Origin of the sequence: Microbacterium sp. H83 (assembly GCF_001650405.1) — a bacterium.
Classification (GTDB): domain Bacteria; phylum Actinomycetota; class Actinomycetes; order Actinomycetales; family Microbacteriaceae; genus Microbacterium.
The window spans coordinates 51,156-68,263 of the sequence record NZ_LWCU01000023.1; the positions used below are offsets into that span (position 1 = coordinate 51,156).

Here is a 17,108-nt window from a genome sequence, read left to right on the forward strand (position 1 = left end):
CCAGGACCGCCTCACCAGCGGCCGAGCGCCACCGAGAGCACGGCGATCGCCGCCGGCCCCGCCGTCGAGGTGCGCAGCACCGTGTCACCGAGCAGCACGCGCTCGGCGCCGGCATCCGTCAGCATCGTCAGCTCCTCGGGCGCGATGCCGCCCTCGGGACCCACCACGAGCACGATGTCGCGACCGTCGGAGTCCAGTTCGGAGAGCCGGGTCGTGGCGGTCGGGTCGAGCAGCAGCACCCGCCGGCTCGCGGCGCGGGCCGCCAGCTCGCGGGTCGAGACGGGCGCGGTCACCTCGGGCACCCAGGCGCGATGCGCCTGCTTGGCGGCCTCGCGGACGATGGTCGCCCAGCGCTCGCGCCCCTTGACGGCCTTCGGGCCCTCCCAGCGGGAGACGCTCCGGCTCGCCTGCCACGGCACGATCTCGTCGACGCCGAGCTCGCACGCCGCCTGCACCGCGAGCTCGTCGCGGTCGCCCTTGGCGAGCGCCTGGACGAGGACGATGCGCGGAGACGCCGCGGCCTCGACCGATCTGTCGGAGACGCGGATGTCGACGCGAGACGGAGTGACCTCCTCGGCGACACCGCTCAGCCGGACGCCCGCGCCGTCGCCGACGGTGACGGCCTCCCCCACCCGGAGCCGTCGGACGACCGCTGCGTGCTTCGCCTCCGGACCGGTGAGCGAGACGACGTCGCCGACGGCGGCGTCCGACGACGAGTCGACGAGGAAGTGAAGTGCCATGGCGTGACGATCAGTGCGTGCGGAAGCGGTCGCGGAGCTTCGAGAAGAGCCCCTGCTGGAACTGCGCGAGCTGCGGCGCCGGAGCCTTGGTCTTCTTCGCGAAGTCCTCGATCAGCCGCCGTTGCGCGGAGTCGATCTTGGTCGGGGTCACGACCTGCACGCCGACCCGCAGATCCCCGCGCTGCGTGCCGCGGAGCGGGGTGATGCCGCGACCCTTGATCGTCAGCACGTCGCCGGACTGCACACCGGCGCGGATCTCGAGGTCGACCTCGCCGTCGAGTCCCTGGATCGTGGTCTCGGTGCCGAGGATCGCGTCGGGCATGGACACCTCGAGCGTCGCCAGGAGGTCGTCGCCGTCGCGGCTGAACGTCGGGTGCGCGGTCACCGTCACCTCGACGTAGAGGTCGCCGTGCGGGCCGCCCGCCTTGCCGACCTCGCCGGAGCCGGGGAGCTGCAGGCGGAGACCCGTCTCGACACCGGCGGGGATGTCGAGAGAGACCGTGCGGCGCGAGCGCACGCGTCCCTGGCCGCCGCACGTCCCGCACGGATACGGGATGGTCGTGCCGTAGCCCTCGCAGGTGCCGCACGGCTGCGAGGTGACCACGTTGCCGAGCAGGCTGCGCACCTGGCGCTGCACGTGCCCGGACCCGCCGCAGATGTCGCAGGTGACGGGCGAGGTGCCCTCCTGACAGCACGAGCCGTTGCAGGTCTCGCACAGCACCGCCGTGTCGACCTCGATGTCCCGGTGCGCGCCGAAGACGACGTCGCCCAGATCGAGCGTCACCCGGACCAGCGCGTCCTGGCCGCGTTCGCGACGCGACCGGGGCCGACCGCCGCGTCCGCCGCCCTGCGCGGCTCCGAAGAACGTCTCGAAGATGTCGCCGAATCCGCCGAACCCGCCGAAGTTGCCTGCGGCGCCGTCTCCGCCGCCCATGTCGTAACGGCGACGGGACTCGTCGTCGCTGAGCACGTCGTACGCGTGCGTCACGAGCTTGAACTGCTCCGCCGCATCCTCACCCGGATTGACGTCCGGGTGGAGCTGGCGCGCCAGACGGCGGTACGCCTTCTTGATCTCGTCGGTGGAGGCGTCGCGCGAGACGCCGAGTACCTCGTAGTGATCCGCCACAATGGCCCTTCTGCGTGTGTGTTCTTCGCCGTCCGCGTCAGCGGGCGGCTTCGTCCTCGTCGAGCATCCGCGACAGGTAGCGGGCCACGGCCCGCGCTGCGGCGAGGTTGCTCGGGTAGTCCATGCGCGTCGGCCCCATCACGCCGACGCGGGCGGTGCCCGTGGGCGCCGCGTAGTTGCTCGCGACGATCGACGCCTCGCCGAGTCCGAACGACGCGTTCTCCGTGCCGATGCTCGCGGCGAGACCGTGAGAATCGGCCTCCATCTCGCTCATCAGGCGCAGCAGCGTGACCTGCTCCTCGATCGCCTCGAGAAGGGGATGGATGCTGCCGCGGAAGTCCTGCTCGCGGCGGGCGAGCGTCGCGGCGCCCGCCATGACGAGCCGCTCCTGCCGGAACTCCCCCAGCTCGTCGATGATGATCGTCGCCAGCGCGCGGAGCACGCTGTCGTGCCGATGCTCGTCGGCCGCCAGCAGCGATTGGAGCCGCTCGGCGGCGTCGCTGACCGCACGGCCCGTGATCAGCGAGGAGAGCCGAGCGCGCAGCACCGCCATGTCGGCCTCGTCGACCACGTCGGGCAGCGGCGCCATGCGCTGCGAGACGCCCCCGGCGTCGGTGACGAGCACGATGAGGAGGCGGTTGGGGGCGAGCGCCACGAGCTCGATGTGCGTCAGGTGTGCCCGCGCGAACGACGGGTACTGCGCGAGGGCGACCTGACCGGTGAGCTGCGTGAGCACCCGGACGGTGCGGATCATGAGGTCGTCGAGGTCGGCGGGGTCGGTCAGGAACGACTCGATCGCCGTGCGCTGGGCGACCGAGAGCGGCCGCAGCTGGGCGAGGTGGTCGACGAAGACGCGATAGCCCTTGTCCGTCGGGACGCGGCCGGACGACGTGTGGGGCGCGGTGATGAGCTCCTCGTCCTCGAGGAGCGCCATGTCGTTGCGGATCGTGGCGGCGGAGACGCCGAACGAGTGGCGGTCGACGATCGAGCGGCTGCCCACGGGCTCGTGGGTCTCGACGTAGTCCTGCACGATCGCGCGGAGGACCTGGAGGCCTCGTTCGCTGACCATCGCATCTCCCCTCGTCTGGCACTCACCTGCTGTGAGTGCCAATTCTACCCGGCCGTCGGGCCGGTGCGCCGATCGCGCGCTCGGCGGGGCGGTCAGTCGGTGAGCTCCCGCACCACCGCGTCCGCGAGCAGGCGGCCGCGGAGCGTGAGCTGCACACGCCCGCGCACGGCGGCGGCGGGGTCGACGAGGCCGTCGGCGATGAGGCCGGCGACCCGCGGACGCCGGTCGGCTGCGAGCTCGTCGACCGCGATGCCCTCGCGGATCCGGCTCTTCAGCAGGATGCGCTCGAGCAGGAGGGACTCCTCGTCCGGCCGCTCCGTTCCGGCCGCGGGGGATTCGGATGCCGCGAGGCGCTGCGCATAGGCCGCGGGGTGCTTGACGTTCCACCAGCGGAGGCCCGCGACATGGCTGTGAGCGCCCGGCCCGAAGCCCCACCAGTCGCTCCCCCGCCAGTATGCGAGGTTGTGGCGCGACCGCTGCTCGACCGTGCGCGACCAGTTGCTGACCTCGTACCAGTCGAAGCCGGCGGCGGCGAGGCGGGCGTCCGCGAGCTCGTACATGTCGGCCTGCAGGTCGTCGTCCGGCGTCGGGACCTCACCGCGGCGGATCTGCCTGGCGAGCTTCGTGCCGTCCTCGACGATCAGCGCATACGCCGAGATGTGGTCCGACTCGAGCGCGAGCGCCGCGTCGAGCGAGGCCTCCCAGTCGCCCAGCGACTCTCCGGGTGCGCCGTAGATGAGGTCGACGCTCACGGCGAGCCCGGCGTCCTTCGCCGCCGCCACGGCGGTACGCACGTTCTCGGGGCGGTGGGTGCGGTCGAGCGCGGCCAGCACGTGCGGCACGGCCGACTGCATCCCCACCGAGAGGCGCGTGACGCCCGCCTCCGCGAGCGTGCGTGCGACCTCCGGCGTGACGGTGTCGGGGTTCGCCTCGACCGTCACCTCCGCGCCCTCCGCGAGTCCGAAGGCCGCCGTGGCCGCCCCGAGCATGCGGGCGAGGTCCCCGGCCGGGAGCAGGGTGGGCGTGCCCCCGCCGAAGAACACGGTGTCCATCGGTCGCAGCGCACCCAGGTCCTGCAGGACCCGGCGCGCCAGGGCGATCTCGGCGATCAGCGTCGACGCGTAGTCCTCCTGCTTCGCGCCCCGGAGCTCGCTCGACGTATAGGTGTTGAAGTCGCAGTACCCGCAGCGCACGCTGCAGAACGGCACGTGCAGATACGCGGAGAACGGGACGTCGAGATCGATGGGCAGGTCGGCCGGCAGACGACCGTCGCTCGGGGCCGGGTCGCCGAGGGGAAGCGGACCGGCCATCAGAGTGCGGAGGCCATCAGACGGGAGTCGCGTACAGCGGCGAGATGGCGCGGAGGTAGCGTGCGAACAGCTCGCGACGACGGCGCTTCACGAGCGCGGGGACCATCCGGTAGAGCAGGGAGTTCGGCGCGTCGAAGGCGCGCACCGTGAACCACACCTCGTCGTTGTCCTCGCGCCACTCGATGTCGAACGACTCCTCGCCGCGGACCACGGAACCGCCCACCGTGCCGAGGACGAAGCCGATCCGGCGCTTCTCTTCGGTCACCGAGATCACGCGCAGCTCGGCGTCCGCGCGCATGCCGGCCACGCGCCCGTGCAGACGCAGCGTCATGCCGGGGCCGACGAACGGCGTGCCCTCGGCGTCGAAGCGCTGCTCGACGTCGTTCTTGCTCGGCGCGATCGGGTTGCCCTCGGCGTCGAAGCTGACCCCCGCGTATGCGGGGCCGGGTGCGGGCCGCACGTCGTCGACCGAGAGGCCGGACGCCCGCTGGGCCGTCCAGGTGAGCAGGGCCTCGCCGGCGGTCTCGAAGCGCTCCGCACCGCTCCCGATCCGCCACGAGTTCTCCGCCGGGATGCTGCGCTCCGGCGGGTACTGCATGAGATCGGGCGCGTGGGTCGCACCCACGGCCGCATAGTCCACCGTGTCGTCTCGGAAAGTCCCGCGCCGCATGATCTCCAGCCTACTTCGCGAACGCTGGACGATCACCCCACGCGAAACGCGGCACCGACCGCTGTCATCCTGATCTCGTCGCCGACACCGGCCGCGGATCAGGCGACGCGAGCGATCTCGGCCTGGACGACGCGGACGTAGCGGGCATGCGTGGAACGCTGCATCGCCCGGAGCGCCGGCCCCAGCATCCGCCAGAAGACGGTGGACGGCCGCGAGATCGAGCGCGCGGTGAAGACGCCGTCCTCGAGGACGAAGGACTCCTCGCCGTAGATCGGATGCCCGGGACGCGTCTCGTACCCGAAGCCGTGTCCGTCGGCCCAGACCACGCGGACGGGCTCGCGTAAGTTCACGCCCAGCACACGAGTCGACAGCACGCCCACCTGACCTGCGACGGGCGGCGCCTCGGGCGTGCCGAAACCCACGCGCCGCTTGAACTCCCACGATCGGATGAGCGCGCCCACCGCATCCCGGGCCGCGGACGGCACCGGGACCGCGCGCTCCTCGGCCCGCATGCCGGCGGGCACGTCGACGAGCGGATGCCGCGTCACCCCGCGCTCGTACCGCGGCAGCGTCACGCTACTTCTTGTCCTTGCCCTCGACGTCGCCGGAGAGCGCGGCGATGAACGCCTCCTGGGGGACCTCGACGCGGCCGACCATCTTCATGCGCTTCTTGCCCTCCTTCTGCTTCTCGAGGAGCTTGCGCTTGCGTGTGATGTCACCGCCGTAGCACTTGGCGAGAACGTCCTTGCGGATCGCCCGGATGGTCTCGCGGGCGATGATCCGGGCGCCGATCGCGGCCTGGATCGGCACCTCGAACTGCTGGCGCGGGATGAGCTTGCGCAGGCGCTCCGCCATCATCGTGCCGTAGGCGTAGGCCTTGTCACGGTGCACGATCGAGCTGAACGCGTCGACCTTCTCGCCCTGGAACAGGATGTCGACCTTGACCAGATCGGCCTCCTGCTGCCCCGCGGGCTCGTAGTCGAGAGAGGCGTACCCCTGCGTCTTCGACTTCAGCTGGTCGAAGAAGTCGAAGACGATCTCGCCGAGCGGCATCATGTACCGCAGCTCGACGCGCTCCTCCGAGAAGTACTCCATGCCGAGCAGTGACCCTCGACGCGACTGGCACAGCTCCATGACCGTGCCGACGTAGTCCTTCGGCAGCAGGATGGCGGTCTTCACCATCGGCTCGGCGACCGAGCCGATCCGGCCGTCGGGGTACTCGCTCGGGTTCGTGACCGTGACGGTCTCGCCCGTGTCGGACGTGAGGACCTCGTAGATCACGCTGGGCGCGGTCGTGATGAGGTCGAGGCCGAACTCCCGCGAGAGGCGCTCGGTGATGATCTCGAGGTGCAGCAGTCCGAGGAATCCGCATCGGAAGCCGAACCCGAGGGCCACGGAGGTCTCGGGCTCGTACTGCAGCGAGGCGTCGGACAGCTTGAGCTTGTCGAGCGCCTCACGGAGCTCGGCGTAGTCGCTCCCGTCGATCGGGTAGATGCCCGAGAAGACCATCGGCTTGGGGTCTGTGTAGCCGGCGAGCGCCTCGGTCGCGGGCTTGCGTGCCGCGGTGACGGTGTCGCCGACCTTCGACAGGCGCACGTCCTTCACGCCCGTGATGAGGTAGCCCACCTCGCCGACGCCGAGTCCCTTGGTGGGCGTCGGCTCCGGGCTCGACACGCCCACCTCGAGCGCGTCGTGGTTCGCGCCGGTCGACATCATCTGGATGCGCTCGCGGGGCGACAGGCTGCCGTCGACCATGCGGACGTACGTGACGACACCGCGGTAGGCGTCGTACACGGAGTCGAAGATCATGGCCCGGGCCGGGGCGTCGGCGTCGCCCACGGGCGCGGGGATCTCCTGGACGAGCCGGTCGAGGAGATCCTCCACGCCGACACCGGTCTTGCCGGAGACGCGCAGCACGTCCTCCGGCTTCCCGCCGATGAGCGATGCCAGTTCCTTGGCGTACTTGTCGGGATCAGCCGCCGGAAGATCGATCTTATTCAGCACCGGGATGATGTGGAGGTCGTTCTCCAGTGCGAGGTAGAGGTTGGCCAGGGTCTGAGCCTCGATGCCCTGCGCGGCGTCGACGAGCAGGATCGCGCCCTCGCAGGCGGCGAGCGATCGCGACACCTCGTAGGTGAAGTCGACGTGCCCCGGGGTGTCGATCATGTTGAGCGCGAAGGTCTCGCCCTCGAGCTCCCACGGCATCCGCACGGCCTGGCTCTTGATGGTGATGCCGCGCTCGCGCTCGATGTCCATGCGGTCCAGGTACTGGGCGCGCATGTCGCGATCCGAGACCACGCCGGTGATCTGGAGCATGCGGTCGGCGAGGGTCGACTTGCCGTGGTCGATGTGCGCGATGATGCAGAAGTTGCGGATCTGGGTCGCAGGCGTCGCGGCAGGCTGAAGCGGAGTGAGGGCGCGTGGTGACATGTCCCGTCGATTCTACGGTGAGGTGCACGTCATGCCTGATTCGATCGATCCGGTGATATTCTGCCCAGGTTGCCCGGGAGCAATCCGTGACACCGGATCCCGTGAGCGATAAGACTCCGTCACAGACCAGGTGCAGGCGTCGTGTCGCGCAGATCGGCGGATGGTGATTGACTGTCTTCCCGGCTCAGCGTTGCGTCGGCAGATCCCGCGCGCGTCTGTAGAAGAGAAAGAATCACCACCTTGATCAAGTATCTCGTGCGCCGAGCGGCCGGCTGGCTGCTCATGATCGTGGTCGCGACGAACATCACGTACTTCCTGGCGTGGGGATTCCTCGACCCGCGCAGCAACTACGTCGGACGCCGCCCTCCGCTCACCGAAGAGCAGATCGTGCATACCCTCGCGCCGCGCAACCTCAGCGACACCGTCCCGCTCATCGAGCGGTGGTGGACCTGGCTGACCGGCATCGTGCTCCGCTGGGACTGGGGCGTCAGCCCGACCGGCGGATCGGTCAACGAGCAGGTCGCCTACCGCATGTGGGTGAGCGCCGAGCTGGTCCTCGGCGCCACGATCCTCACGACCGTGCTCGGCATCGCCCTCGGCGTGTACACCGCCTCGAGGCAGTACAAGCTCGCCGACCGCATCGGCCAGGCGACGAGCATCATCACCATGAACATCCCGATCGTCGTCGCGGCGTTCGGCATCGTGCTCCTCGCCATCTCGCTGAACGACGCCACCGGCGTGCGCATCTTCTACGTGACGGGCAACGCGAGCAGGGGCGTGGAGGGGTTCTTCCCCGTCCTCATAGACGTGCTGCAGCATCTGACGCTGCCGACGATAGCGCTCGTGCTGATCGGCTACGCCGGCATCCACTTCCTGCAGCGCTCGCTGCTGCTCGACAACATCAGCGCGGACTACGTGCGCACCGCTCGTGCGAAGGGCCTGACCAAGCAGCAGGCGATCCGCAAGCACGCGCTGCGCACGTCCCTCATCCCGGTCGCCACGCAGGTGGCGTTCACCATCCCTGCCGTGTTCACCGGCGCAGTTCTCACCGAGACGATCTTCGCGTGGAACGGCATGGGCAAGTACTTCATCGACGCGATCACCAAGAACGACATCCACGGCACCGTGGCGATCGCGGCATTCGGCGCAGTCCTCACCGCGATCGGGGCGATCCTCGCCGATGTCGCTGTCGTCGTCCTTGATCCTCGAGTGAGAGTGAGCTGAGATGACCTCGGAAATGATCGACCCCACCGTCGAGGCGCCCACCGTCCCCGCCGGTCCCGAGACAACGCGCGTCGCCACGCGCCGTCTGTCGAAGTGGACGCTGTACTCCCGCCGCTTCGCCCGCAACAAGGGCGCTCTCGCCGGTCTCGCGATCTTCGTCTTCCTCGTGCTGTTCGCGATCTTCGGGCCCCTGATCGCCCGGTACGACCACGTCGAACTCGACTTCCTCAATCTGAGCACCGGCCCGACGACCGAGCACTGGTTCGGCACGAACAACGCGGGCAACGACCTGTTCGCGCAGGTCGCCGTCGGACTCCAGCGGTCGCTCATGATCGCCGTCTCGGTGTCGGTGGGCGTGACGATCGTCTCGGCACTCGTCGGCACCGCGGCCGCCTACTTCGGCGGGTGGACCGAGCGCATCACTCTCCTCGTCATCCACTTCATGATGGTGATCCCGAGCTTCCTCATCCTCGCGATGATCTCGAACAAGTCCGGCGGCGACTGGCGCGTGATCGCGCTGATCATGATCTTCGTGATCGGCTGGTACTTCCCCGCCCGCGTGATCTGGACCCTCGCGCTGTCGCTCCGCGAGCGCGAGTACGTCAGCGCCGCCCGCTACATGGGCGTCCGGGGCATGCGGATCGTCCTGCGGCACCTGCTGCCGAACATCGGCTCGCTGCTGGTCATCAACTTCACCCTCGGCGTCGTGAACGCGGTCGTGGCGGAGACCGGCCTCTCTTTCCTCGGCTTCGGCGTGAAGATCCCCGACGTCTCGCTCGGAGCGCTGATCGGAGCCGGATCGAGCTCGCTCGTCACCTCCCCGTGGCTGTTCTACTTCCCCGCTGCGGCTCTCACGCTCCTCACGGTCTCGATGGCCCTCATCGCCGACGGACTCCGTGACGCCCTCGACCCCACCTCTGCGGCTGGAGGCCGTGCATGAGCAACGTACTCTCAGTCCGAGATCTCACCGTCAGCTTCGCGTCCGAGGCCGGACGCGTCGACGCCGTGCGCGGCGTCTCCTTCGACCTCGAAGCCGGCAAGACGCTCGGCATCGTCGGCGAATCCGGTTCCGGCAAGTCCGTCACGTCGCTCGCGATCATGGGCCTGCTCGACGAGAACGCCAAGGTCACCGGCTCGATCATGTACGAGGGCCAGGAGCTCCTGGGCATGACCGACAAGCAGCTCTCGGTGATCCGCGGGAACGGCATGTCGATGGTCTTCCAAGACCCGCTGACGTCGCTGACGCCGGTCTTCACCGTCGGCGACCAGCTGATCGAGGCGCTCACCGTCCACCGCAGCCTCAGCAAGAAGGAGGCGTGGAACCGCTCCGTGGAGCTGCTGAAGCTCGTGGGCATCACCGAGCCGGAGCGGCGGATGAAGTCGTTCCCGCACGAGTTCTCCGGCGGCATGCGTCAGCGCGTCGTCATCGCGATCGCGATGGCGAACGACCCGAAGCTCATCATCTGCGACGAGCCCACGACGGCGCTCGACGTCACCATCCAGGCGCAGATCCTCGACCTGATCGAGAAGGCGCAGCAGGAGACCGGCGCCGCCGTGATCATGATCACCCACGACATGGGCGTCGTCGCACGCACCGCCGACGACGTGATGGTCATGTACGCGGGGAAGCCGGTGGAGCAGGCGCCCGCGCACGAGCTCTTCCACAAGACGCGGATGCCGTACTCGATCGGCCTCCTCGGAGCGATCCCCCGCGTGGACAAGGCCGAGAAGGTCCCGCTCACGCCGATCAAGGGCAACCCGCCGCTCCTCATCAACCTTCCCGACGCGTGCCCGTTCGCCGACCGGTGCCCGATCGCCCTGGACGCCTGCCGCACGCGCGAGCCCGACCTGCTGCCGGTGGCGACCGGCAGCGGCGACGCGCACAGGGCCGCCTGCATCCGCGCCGACGAGATCGAGGACGGCGGCCTCCTCGGCGGCCTCCCGGTCTACCCCGTCCGGGACATCCCGGAGAGCCCCCTGGCCACCGTGCCCCGCGAGGAGCGTCCGATCACGCTCGAGGTGACCAACCTCACCAAGACCTTCCCGCTGCTGAAGGGCGCCTTCCTCAAGCGCAAGGTGGGCGAGGTGCACGCGATCAAGGGCATCAGCTTCGACGTGCGCGAGGGCGAGACGATGGCGATCGTGGGCGAGTCCGGCAGCGGCAAGACCACGACCCTGCTGCAGATCATGGACATGGTCAAGCAGACCGACGGCGACATCGTGATCGCCGGGACCAGCGTGAACGACATCCACAGCCACAAGGTGGAGCGCCGTCTGCGCCGGGACATCCAGATCGTCTTCCAGGACCCCATGGGCGCGCTCGACCCGCGCATGACCGTCGCCGACATCATCTCGGAGCCGCTGTTCGCGATCGGCACGCCGAAGGACGAGGCGTACAGTCGCGTCGACGAGCTGATGGATCTCGTGGGCCTCAACCCCGCGCACAGCGACCGGTTCCCGCAGGCGTTCTCGGGCGGACAGCGTCAGCGCATCGGGATCGCCCGCGCGCTGTCGACGAACCCGAAGATCGTGGTCCTCGACGAGCCGGTGTCGGCGCTCGACGTCTCGATCCAGGCCGGCGTGATCAATCTGCTCGACGAGCTGAAGGCCAAGCTGGGGCTGTCGTACCTGTTCGTCGCGCACGATCTGTCGGTGGTGCGCCACATCGCCGACCGGGTCGCCGTGATGTACCTCGGAGACTTCGTCGAGCACGGCGACGTCGACGAGGTCTTCGAGAATCCGCAGCATCCGTACACGCAGGCGCTGCTGTCGGCGATCCCGGTCCCCGACCCCGACATCGAGCGCACGAGACGGCGCGTGGTGTTCGATCCCGAGACGATGTCCACACGACCCGTCCTCGCCTGATCCCGTCCCCGGATGACGGCTCCGCAGGTGCGGGTCACCGTCCGATAACGGTTAGGGAGTATTCACTGCCCGCCGGTGTGCTGGCATTCGGGCCGAACTAGTCTTCCCCTTATGAAACGCCGAAAGGCGAAAGGAGCACCATGAAGAACAAGAAGCTGTTGGGGGCGATCGCGATCAGCGGCGCCCTCGCACTCGCCCTCGCGGGGTGCGCGAGCGGTTCCGGCAACAACGGCGGCGGGGACAGCGGCGGAGAGACCGTCGAGACCAAGGCCGCCGACTACAACCCGCAGCCCCGAGAGAACCTGCAGGAGGGCGGCGAGGTCAATTTCGAGATCAACGAGGTTCCGGAGCAGCTGAACGCCTTCAACAGCGACGCCAGCGCCGACACCGCACGGCTCTGGTATTACTTCATGCCGCAGCTCCTCCTGGTCTCGCCGGAGGGCGAGATCACGAAGAACGACGCGTACCTCGACCAGTACGAGATCGGCGAGGCGGACGGCAACACCACCCTGACCTTCACGTTCACGGAGGAGGCCCACTTCAACGACGGCACCCCCATGGACTGGACCGCGATCGACGCGACGTGGAAGGCCAACCGCTCGTACGACGAGGGCTACAACCCGAACGCGACCGACGGATACAAGCAGATCACCTCGGTCGAGCAGGGCGACACCGCCAAGACGGCGATCGTCACGTTCGACGGCGTCTACGCGTGGCCGTCGATGGCGTTCCTCACCGGCGGCGTCCTGAACCCGAAGTACGCTGACGTCGAGACGTTCAACAACGGCTACATCGGAAACCTCAACGCCGACTGGGGCGCGGGTCCGTACACGGTCGACGAGTTCGACGCGAACGCCGGCTTCGTCTCCTTCAAGCCGAACCCCGAGTGGTGGGGCAACGCTCCGCTCCTCGACAAGGTGACGTTCACGGCTCTCGAGGACGACGCCGCGATCAACGCCTTCAAGAACGGCGAGATCGACCAGGTCGAGGCCGGCAGCGAAGAGCGGCTGAAGCAGGTGGAGGACGTCGACGGCGCTGTCGTCCGTCGCGCGCAGCAGACCGCGAAGACCGTCCTGATGGTCGACGCCGACAAGCCGCAGTTCGCCGACCTCGACGCTCGCAAGGCGTTCTTCATGGGTGTCAACATCGACCAGCAGAAGCAGATCGCCTGGAACGGCCTGGGGTACGAGGAGGAGGCCGCAGGGTCGCTGAACATGTACTCGTTCCAGGACGGCTGGAAGGACGCATTCGGCGAGGCCGGACTGAAGTACGACGTCGATGCCGCCAAGAAGCTGCTCGACGACGCCGGCTGGGTCGAGGGCGAGGACGGCATCCGCGAGAAGGATGGCACCAAGTTCACGGTCGTGTACCCGATCTTCAGCAACAGCCCCGTCCAGGAGGCTCTCGCGAAGTCGCTTCAGGCGCAGCAGAAGGAGATCGGCATCGACCTGCAGATCGAGGTCCGCGCGTCGGCCGACTTCTCGGACGACTTCACCACGAAGAACTGGGACGTCTTCGGACTCCGCTTCACCGACTCCGACCCGTTCGGACCGGCGTGGATGTGCCAGATCTACTGCTCCGACAGCGGGCTGAACCTCTCCGGCACCGGCACCCCCGAGATCGACCAGATGGTCGCCGACGAGGTCGAGTCGCAGAAGGATGCGGACAGCTGGACCAAGGCGGCGATGGACCTCGAGCCGAAGATCATCGAGCAGACGTGGGGCGTCATCCCGCTCTACAACGGCCCCTCGATCTACGTCACGCAGGAGGGTCTCGCGAACCTCACCCCTGAGCCCTACGTCGGCCTGGACCTCTTCGGAGTGACCCCGGTCGAGGACCTGGGCTGGGAGAAGTAAGCACAGGACACCCCGGTGTCCGGGCGGGGTCGGTGGTTCGTCCACCGGCCCCGCCTTCTCTATGCTGAACGCGTGACCGTCCAGATCGTGCTCGTGCACGGCATCCGCACCTCGGCGACGATGTGGCGCTCGCAGCTCGCGTATCTCGAGGCGCACGGCATCCCCGCGACGGCCGTCGACCTGCCCGGCCACGGGTCCCGCATGGCGGAGGACTTCTCGCTGCACGAGGCGCTGCACACGATCGACGCGGCCGTGCGGTCCGCAGCGACGAGAGGGCCGGTCCTCCTCGTCGGTCACTCGATGGGCGGACTCCTCTCGCTGGCCTACACCGGCGGTCCGCAGAGGCCCCCGGTCGATGCGCTGATCGCGGCCTCCTGCACCTCGCTCCCTCAGGGGACGGGGCTGGCGGCGTACCGCATGATCGCCCGCGCCGTCGATCGCCTGCCCGACCGGGGCATGTGGCTGACGAAGCGGATCCTCGCGGCGACGATCCCGATCGAGACGCGGTCGGACTTCTCCGCGGGCGGCTACGCCCTGGACACGCAGGACACGGCGCTGCGCGCACTGTCGGCGCTGGACCTCGCCACCGCGGTCGCCCGGATCGACATCCCGCTCTGGTTCGTCAACGGCCAGTACGACCAGCTGCGCCTGACGGAGTCGCTGTTCCAGCGCCTCGCGCCGCACGCGGAGCTCATCGTGGTCCCGCGCACGACGCATCTCGTCACCGCGATGCGACCGGACGTCTTCAACGCGGTGCTGCGGCTCGGGATCGCCACGGTCGACGCGGCCGCGGCGTCCGACCCCCCGACGACGCGGATGGACGCGCGCGAGCCGTGAGCGCTCCCCCTGCCAGCGAGAATGCGGCAGCGGCGACGAAGACGAGCCAGAACCCGCCGACGAGGGCCACCAGTCCTGCACCGAGGACCGGGCCGACGAGCTGACCGAGGGCTGCGGTCACCGTGACGACGCCGAGGTCCCGTGCGTGATCGCGTTCATCCGGCAGCAGGTCGGCGGCGAACGCGAGGCCGACGGTCGAGAACGCCCCGTATCCGACCCCCATCAGCGCGGCGGCGATCATCGTCGCCTCGAAGGTGGGCACCACGGCGATCACGATGCCGGAGGTCGCCTGGACGAGCGTCGCGAGCACGGTGAGCGTCCGCCGATCGCCCGAGCGGTCGGAGAGGATGCCGGTCAGCACCGACGCGATCACCACGAAGACCGTGTACATCACGACGAGCAGCAGCAGATTGTCCTGCGCCTCCGTCGATCCCTGCCCGAGTCCGTGCAGCAGGAAGAACAGGAAGAGGGAGGTGCCCAGGGCGTTTCCGATGTTCGTCACGAGGCGCCCCGACAGCATCCAGGCGAAGTCCCGGTCGCGAAGCGAGGAGAGCGGACGCCGCGCGCTCCGCTCCTTCCGGTGCGGAGCCTCGGCCAGTGCGTCGGGGAGCAGCAGCGCGCTGAGCGTGCCGATCACCGCCATCAGCGCTGCGAGCACGAGGTAGCCGTCGCGGATGCCCAGGCCGAGGAGCACCACCAGACCGACGCCGAGCACCACCCCCACCGCCTGACTCGATCCGACGGCAGCCGACGCCGCTCCGCGCTGCGACGATGCGAGCTGATCGGCGATGAGCGCGCTGAACGCCGCGGAGGAGACCGCGACGCCGACCGTCACCCCCACCCACGCGGCTCCCACGGCCCACGGGCCGTCTGCGAATCCCGTCAGGATGAGGCACAGTGCCGTGAGCCAGGTGCCTGCCAGAGCCCAGGGGCGTCGACGGCGGCGTCCCGTCCGGGCCCGATCGGAGAGCGCCCCGGCGAGCGGCCCGGCCACCACTCCGGCGAGGCCGCCGACGCCGAGCACGAGTCCGGACGACACGACGCCGCTGATCCAGTCCCCCTCCGACGTGTCCAGCTGCAGCGGCAGCAGCAGCTGGACCGGCGTGAGCTGCACCGTCCAGATCGCGAGCCAGGCGAGGGTGAACAGCGTCATCCAGCGGGCGCCGACCCGGTGCGGCACGGCGGCGGGAGGCAGGGGCTCCGTGGACATAGCGCTCCTCGACGTCGTTGTCCGAGACGTGTCGGGCGATGGTGAGCGCCCCGTCACTGCTGATTGTGCACCCGGTGCGCACTCCCCCGCGACCGTTCGCGTGCTCGCGTCTCCGCCGCGTCGGGATCCCGCGGCGACGCACAGGCATCGTTTAGGGTGAATCGGCCGACTGCTGGTAGTGTTGTCTCTTGGCTTGCGTGTGGGTTCTTCCCTCACGACCGCCGTGCGGAAGCCCTCTTCTTCTGCCGGCATTCCGAATAACTCCTGTACAGAAAGCGTCCACACGTGGCAAACATCAAGTCGCAGATCAAGCGCAACAAGACCAACGACAAGGCGCACGAGCGCAACAAGGCTGTGAAGAGCGAGCTCAAGACGCACGTCCGCGCCGCCCGCGCCGCCGTCACCTCGGGTGACAAGGCCGCTGCCGAGGCCGCCCTCAAGACCGCCTCCCGCAAGCTCGACAAGGCCGTCAGCAAGGGTGTCATCCACCAGAACCAGGCCGCGAACCGCAAGTCGGCCATCGCGAAGCAGGTCGCCGCTCTCTGAGCCGAACCGCCGAGTGTGAAGAGCCCGTCCCGTTCGCGGGGCGGGCTCTTTCGTGTGCCGTTCGCCCCAGCATCGCAGGGCGATCCGCATCGGCGGCGGCGGCCGATCGCTATTCGCCGAACGGCTGCCGCGTCGCGATGACGGTGAGCATGCGCTCGAGGGCGAAGATCGGGTCGCGCGCGGCCCCCTTGACCTCGGCGTCGGCCCGAGCCGTCGCCTGGATCGCCATGCCGAGCGACCGCTCGTTCCAGCCAGCCAGGTCGCGACGTGCACGATCGACCTGCCAGTCCTTCATGCCCAGTCGCTGCGCCAGCTGTCGGCTCGGCTCCCGTGTGCCCGCCACGCGAGCCATCGTGCGCAGCTTCATGGCGAACGCCGCGACCAGGGGCACGGGATCCGCGCCAGAGGCGAGGGCGTGTCGGAGCGCGATCAGCGCCTCGCCGTAGCGACCGGCGATCGCGGTGTCGGCGACGACGAAGGCCGACACCTCGACGCGGCCGCCGTAGTACTTCGTGATGACGTCTTCGGTGACGTCGCCCTCGACGTCGCCGATCAGCTGCTGGCACGCGGCCGCGAGCTCGGTGAGGTCGTCGGCGAAGGCCGAGACGAGCGCCCGGAGTGCGGGGGGCGCGATGCGCTTCTTCGCCGCCGCGAACTCCCCCGCGGCGAAGTCCACCCGGTCGCTGTCGCGCTTGATCGCCGGGCACGGGATCTCGATGCCGTCGCCGGTGCCCGCACGGATCGCGTCGAGCAGCTTCTTCCCCCGCACGCTCGCGCCCGAGTGGCGGAGGATGACCGTGGCGCCCTCCTGCGGATGCGCGAGGTAGGACACCGCCTCCTGGAGGAAGGCGTCGGAGCACTTCTCGACGCCGGACACCCGCACGAGTCTCGGCTCGCCGAACAGCGAGGGCGATGTGAGGGACAGCAGCGTGCCGGGGGCGTAGTCGTCGGCACGGACGTCGCTGACCTCGAGCGCCGCATCCTCGGCACGCAGGTAATCCCGCACCCCGGCGATCGCACGCTCGGCGCACACCTCTTCGGGACCGAAGACGAGGACCACGGGCGCGGGGCGCGGGGCGCGCCAGGACACCTGAGGGATCTTGGCCGCTGCGGCACCGCCACGAGAGGGTGTACGCGAAGCTGCCATGCCCCCAGCCTACCCGGGGCGGGCGACACTCCTCCGGGCGACCGGTGGGATCCGACACGAGACGACGGCAGGCTCGCC

Annotated in this window: 15 protein-coding genes; 6 read left to right on the forward strand and 9 right to left on the reverse strand. The window is 69.3% G+C overall.

Going from position 1 to position 17,108, the window contains the following annotated elements; genetic code table 11:
* Window positions 1-11: 11 nt before the first annotated feature.
* The 7 genes from A4X16_RS10590 to lepA form a co-directional block, all read right to left on the reverse strand.
* Window positions 12-740, reverse strand: coding sequence for a 16S rRNA (uracil(1498)-N(3))-methyltransferase (locus tag A4X16_RS10590; protein ID WP_067120310.1), 729 nt, complete (start codon window positions 738-740; stop codon window positions 12-14).
* A gap of 10 nt (window positions 741-750) precedes the next feature.
* Window positions 751-1,866, reverse strand: a complete 1,116-nt coding sequence (dnaJ, locus tag A4X16_RS10595; protein WP_067120312.1) for a molecular chaperone DnaJ — start codon at window positions 1,864-1,866, stop codon at window positions 751-753.
* A 37-nt stretch (window positions 1,867-1,903) separates the two neighbouring features.
* Complete coding sequence (hrcA, locus tag A4X16_RS10600) at window positions 1,904-2,935, reverse strand: heat-inducible transcriptional repressor HrcA (protein WP_067120314.1); 1,032 nt, start codon at window positions 2,933-2,935, stop codon at window positions 1,904-1,906.
* A gap of 92 nt (window positions 2,936-3,027) precedes the next feature.
* The gene (gene hemW, locus A4X16_RS10605) at window positions 3,028-4,245 is read right to left on the reverse strand and encodes a radical SAM family heme chaperone HemW (protein WP_067120316.1); all 1,218 of its coding nucleotides are present in this window, start codon (window positions 4,243-4,245) and stop codon (window positions 3,028-3,030) included.
* 16 nt (window positions 4,246-4,261) lie between these two features.
* Window positions 4,262-4,915, reverse strand: a complete 654-nt coding sequence (locus A4X16_RS10610) for a DUF1990 family protein (protein ID WP_067120318.1) — start codon at window positions 4,913-4,915, stop codon at window positions 4,262-4,264.
* Window positions 4,916-5,013: 98 nt separating this feature from the next.
* Window positions 5,014-5,490: a DUF1990 family protein gene (locus tag A4X16_RS10615; RefSeq protein WP_067120320.1), complete on the reverse strand. Its 477-nt coding sequence runs from the start codon at window positions 5,488-5,490 to the stop codon at window positions 5,014-5,016.
* Between the two features lies 1 nt (window position 5,491).
* Window positions 5,492-7,345: a translation elongation factor 4 gene (gene lepA, locus A4X16_RS10620; RefSeq protein WP_067120322.1), complete on the reverse strand. Its 1,854-nt coding sequence runs from the start codon at window positions 7,343-7,345 to the stop codon at window positions 5,492-5,494.
* 240 nt (window positions 7,346-7,585) lie between these two features.
* Between lepA and A4X16_RS10625 the strand changes: the two genes are divergently transcribed.
* The 5 genes from A4X16_RS10625 to A4X16_RS10645 all read left to right on the forward strand — a co-directional run bounded on the left by A4X16_RS10625 (window position 7,586) and on the right by A4X16_RS10645 (window position 14,127).
* Window positions 7,586-8,569 (forward strand): ABC transporter permease, encoded by a 984-nt coding sequence (locus tag A4X16_RS10625; RefSeq protein ID WP_067120324.1) that lies wholly within the window; start codon window positions 7,586-7,588, stop codon window positions 8,567-8,569.
* A gap of 1 nt (window position 8,570) precedes the next feature.
* Window positions 8,571-9,509, forward strand: coding sequence for an ABC transporter permease (locus A4X16_RS10630; RefSeq protein WP_231880334.1), 939 nt, complete (start codon window positions 8,571-8,573; stop codon window positions 9,507-9,509).
* Complete coding sequence (locus tag A4X16_RS10635; protein WP_067120327.1) at window positions 9,506-11,434, forward strand: ABC transporter ATP-binding protein; 1,929 nt, start codon at window positions 9,506-9,508, stop codon at window positions 11,432-11,434. Before A4X16_RS10630 ends, A4X16_RS10635 begins: the two co-directional genes overlap by 4 nt.
* A gap of 140 nt (window positions 11,435-11,574) precedes the next feature.
* A complete protein-coding gene (locus A4X16_RS10640; protein WP_067120329.1) occupies window positions 11,575-13,290 on the forward strand; it encodes an ABC transporter family substrate-binding protein in 1,716 nt (571 codons plus the stop codon).
* Between the two features lie 72 nt (window positions 13,291-13,362).
* Window positions 13,363-14,127, forward strand: a complete 765-nt coding sequence (locus A4X16_RS10645; RefSeq protein ID WP_067120330.1) for an alpha/beta fold hydrolase — start codon at window positions 13,363-13,365, stop codon at window positions 14,125-14,127.
* Here A4X16_RS10645 and A4X16_RS10650 read toward each other — a convergent pair.
* A complete protein-coding gene (locus A4X16_RS10650; RefSeq protein ID WP_231880335.1) occupies window positions 14,036-15,337 on the reverse strand; it encodes an MFS transporter in 1,302 nt (433 codons plus the stop codon). The genes A4X16_RS10645 and A4X16_RS10650 overlap by 92 nt on opposite strands.
* A gap of 285 nt (window positions 15,338-15,622) precedes the next feature.
* Between A4X16_RS10650 and rpsT the strand changes: the two genes are divergently transcribed.
* Entirely contained in the window at window positions 15,623-15,883 is a 261-nt protein-coding gene (gene rpsT, locus A4X16_RS10655; protein WP_067120333.1) for a 30S ribosomal protein S20, read from the forward strand.
* A gap of 109 nt (window positions 15,884-15,992) precedes the next feature.
* Here rpsT and holA read toward each other — a convergent pair whose 3' ends face one another.
* Window positions 15,993-17,030: a DNA polymerase III subunit delta gene (gene holA / locus A4X16_RS10660; protein WP_067120335.1), complete on the reverse strand. Its 1,038-nt coding sequence runs from the start codon at window positions 17,028-17,030 to the stop codon at window positions 15,993-15,995.
* Window positions 17,031-17,108 lie beyond the last annotated feature (78 nt).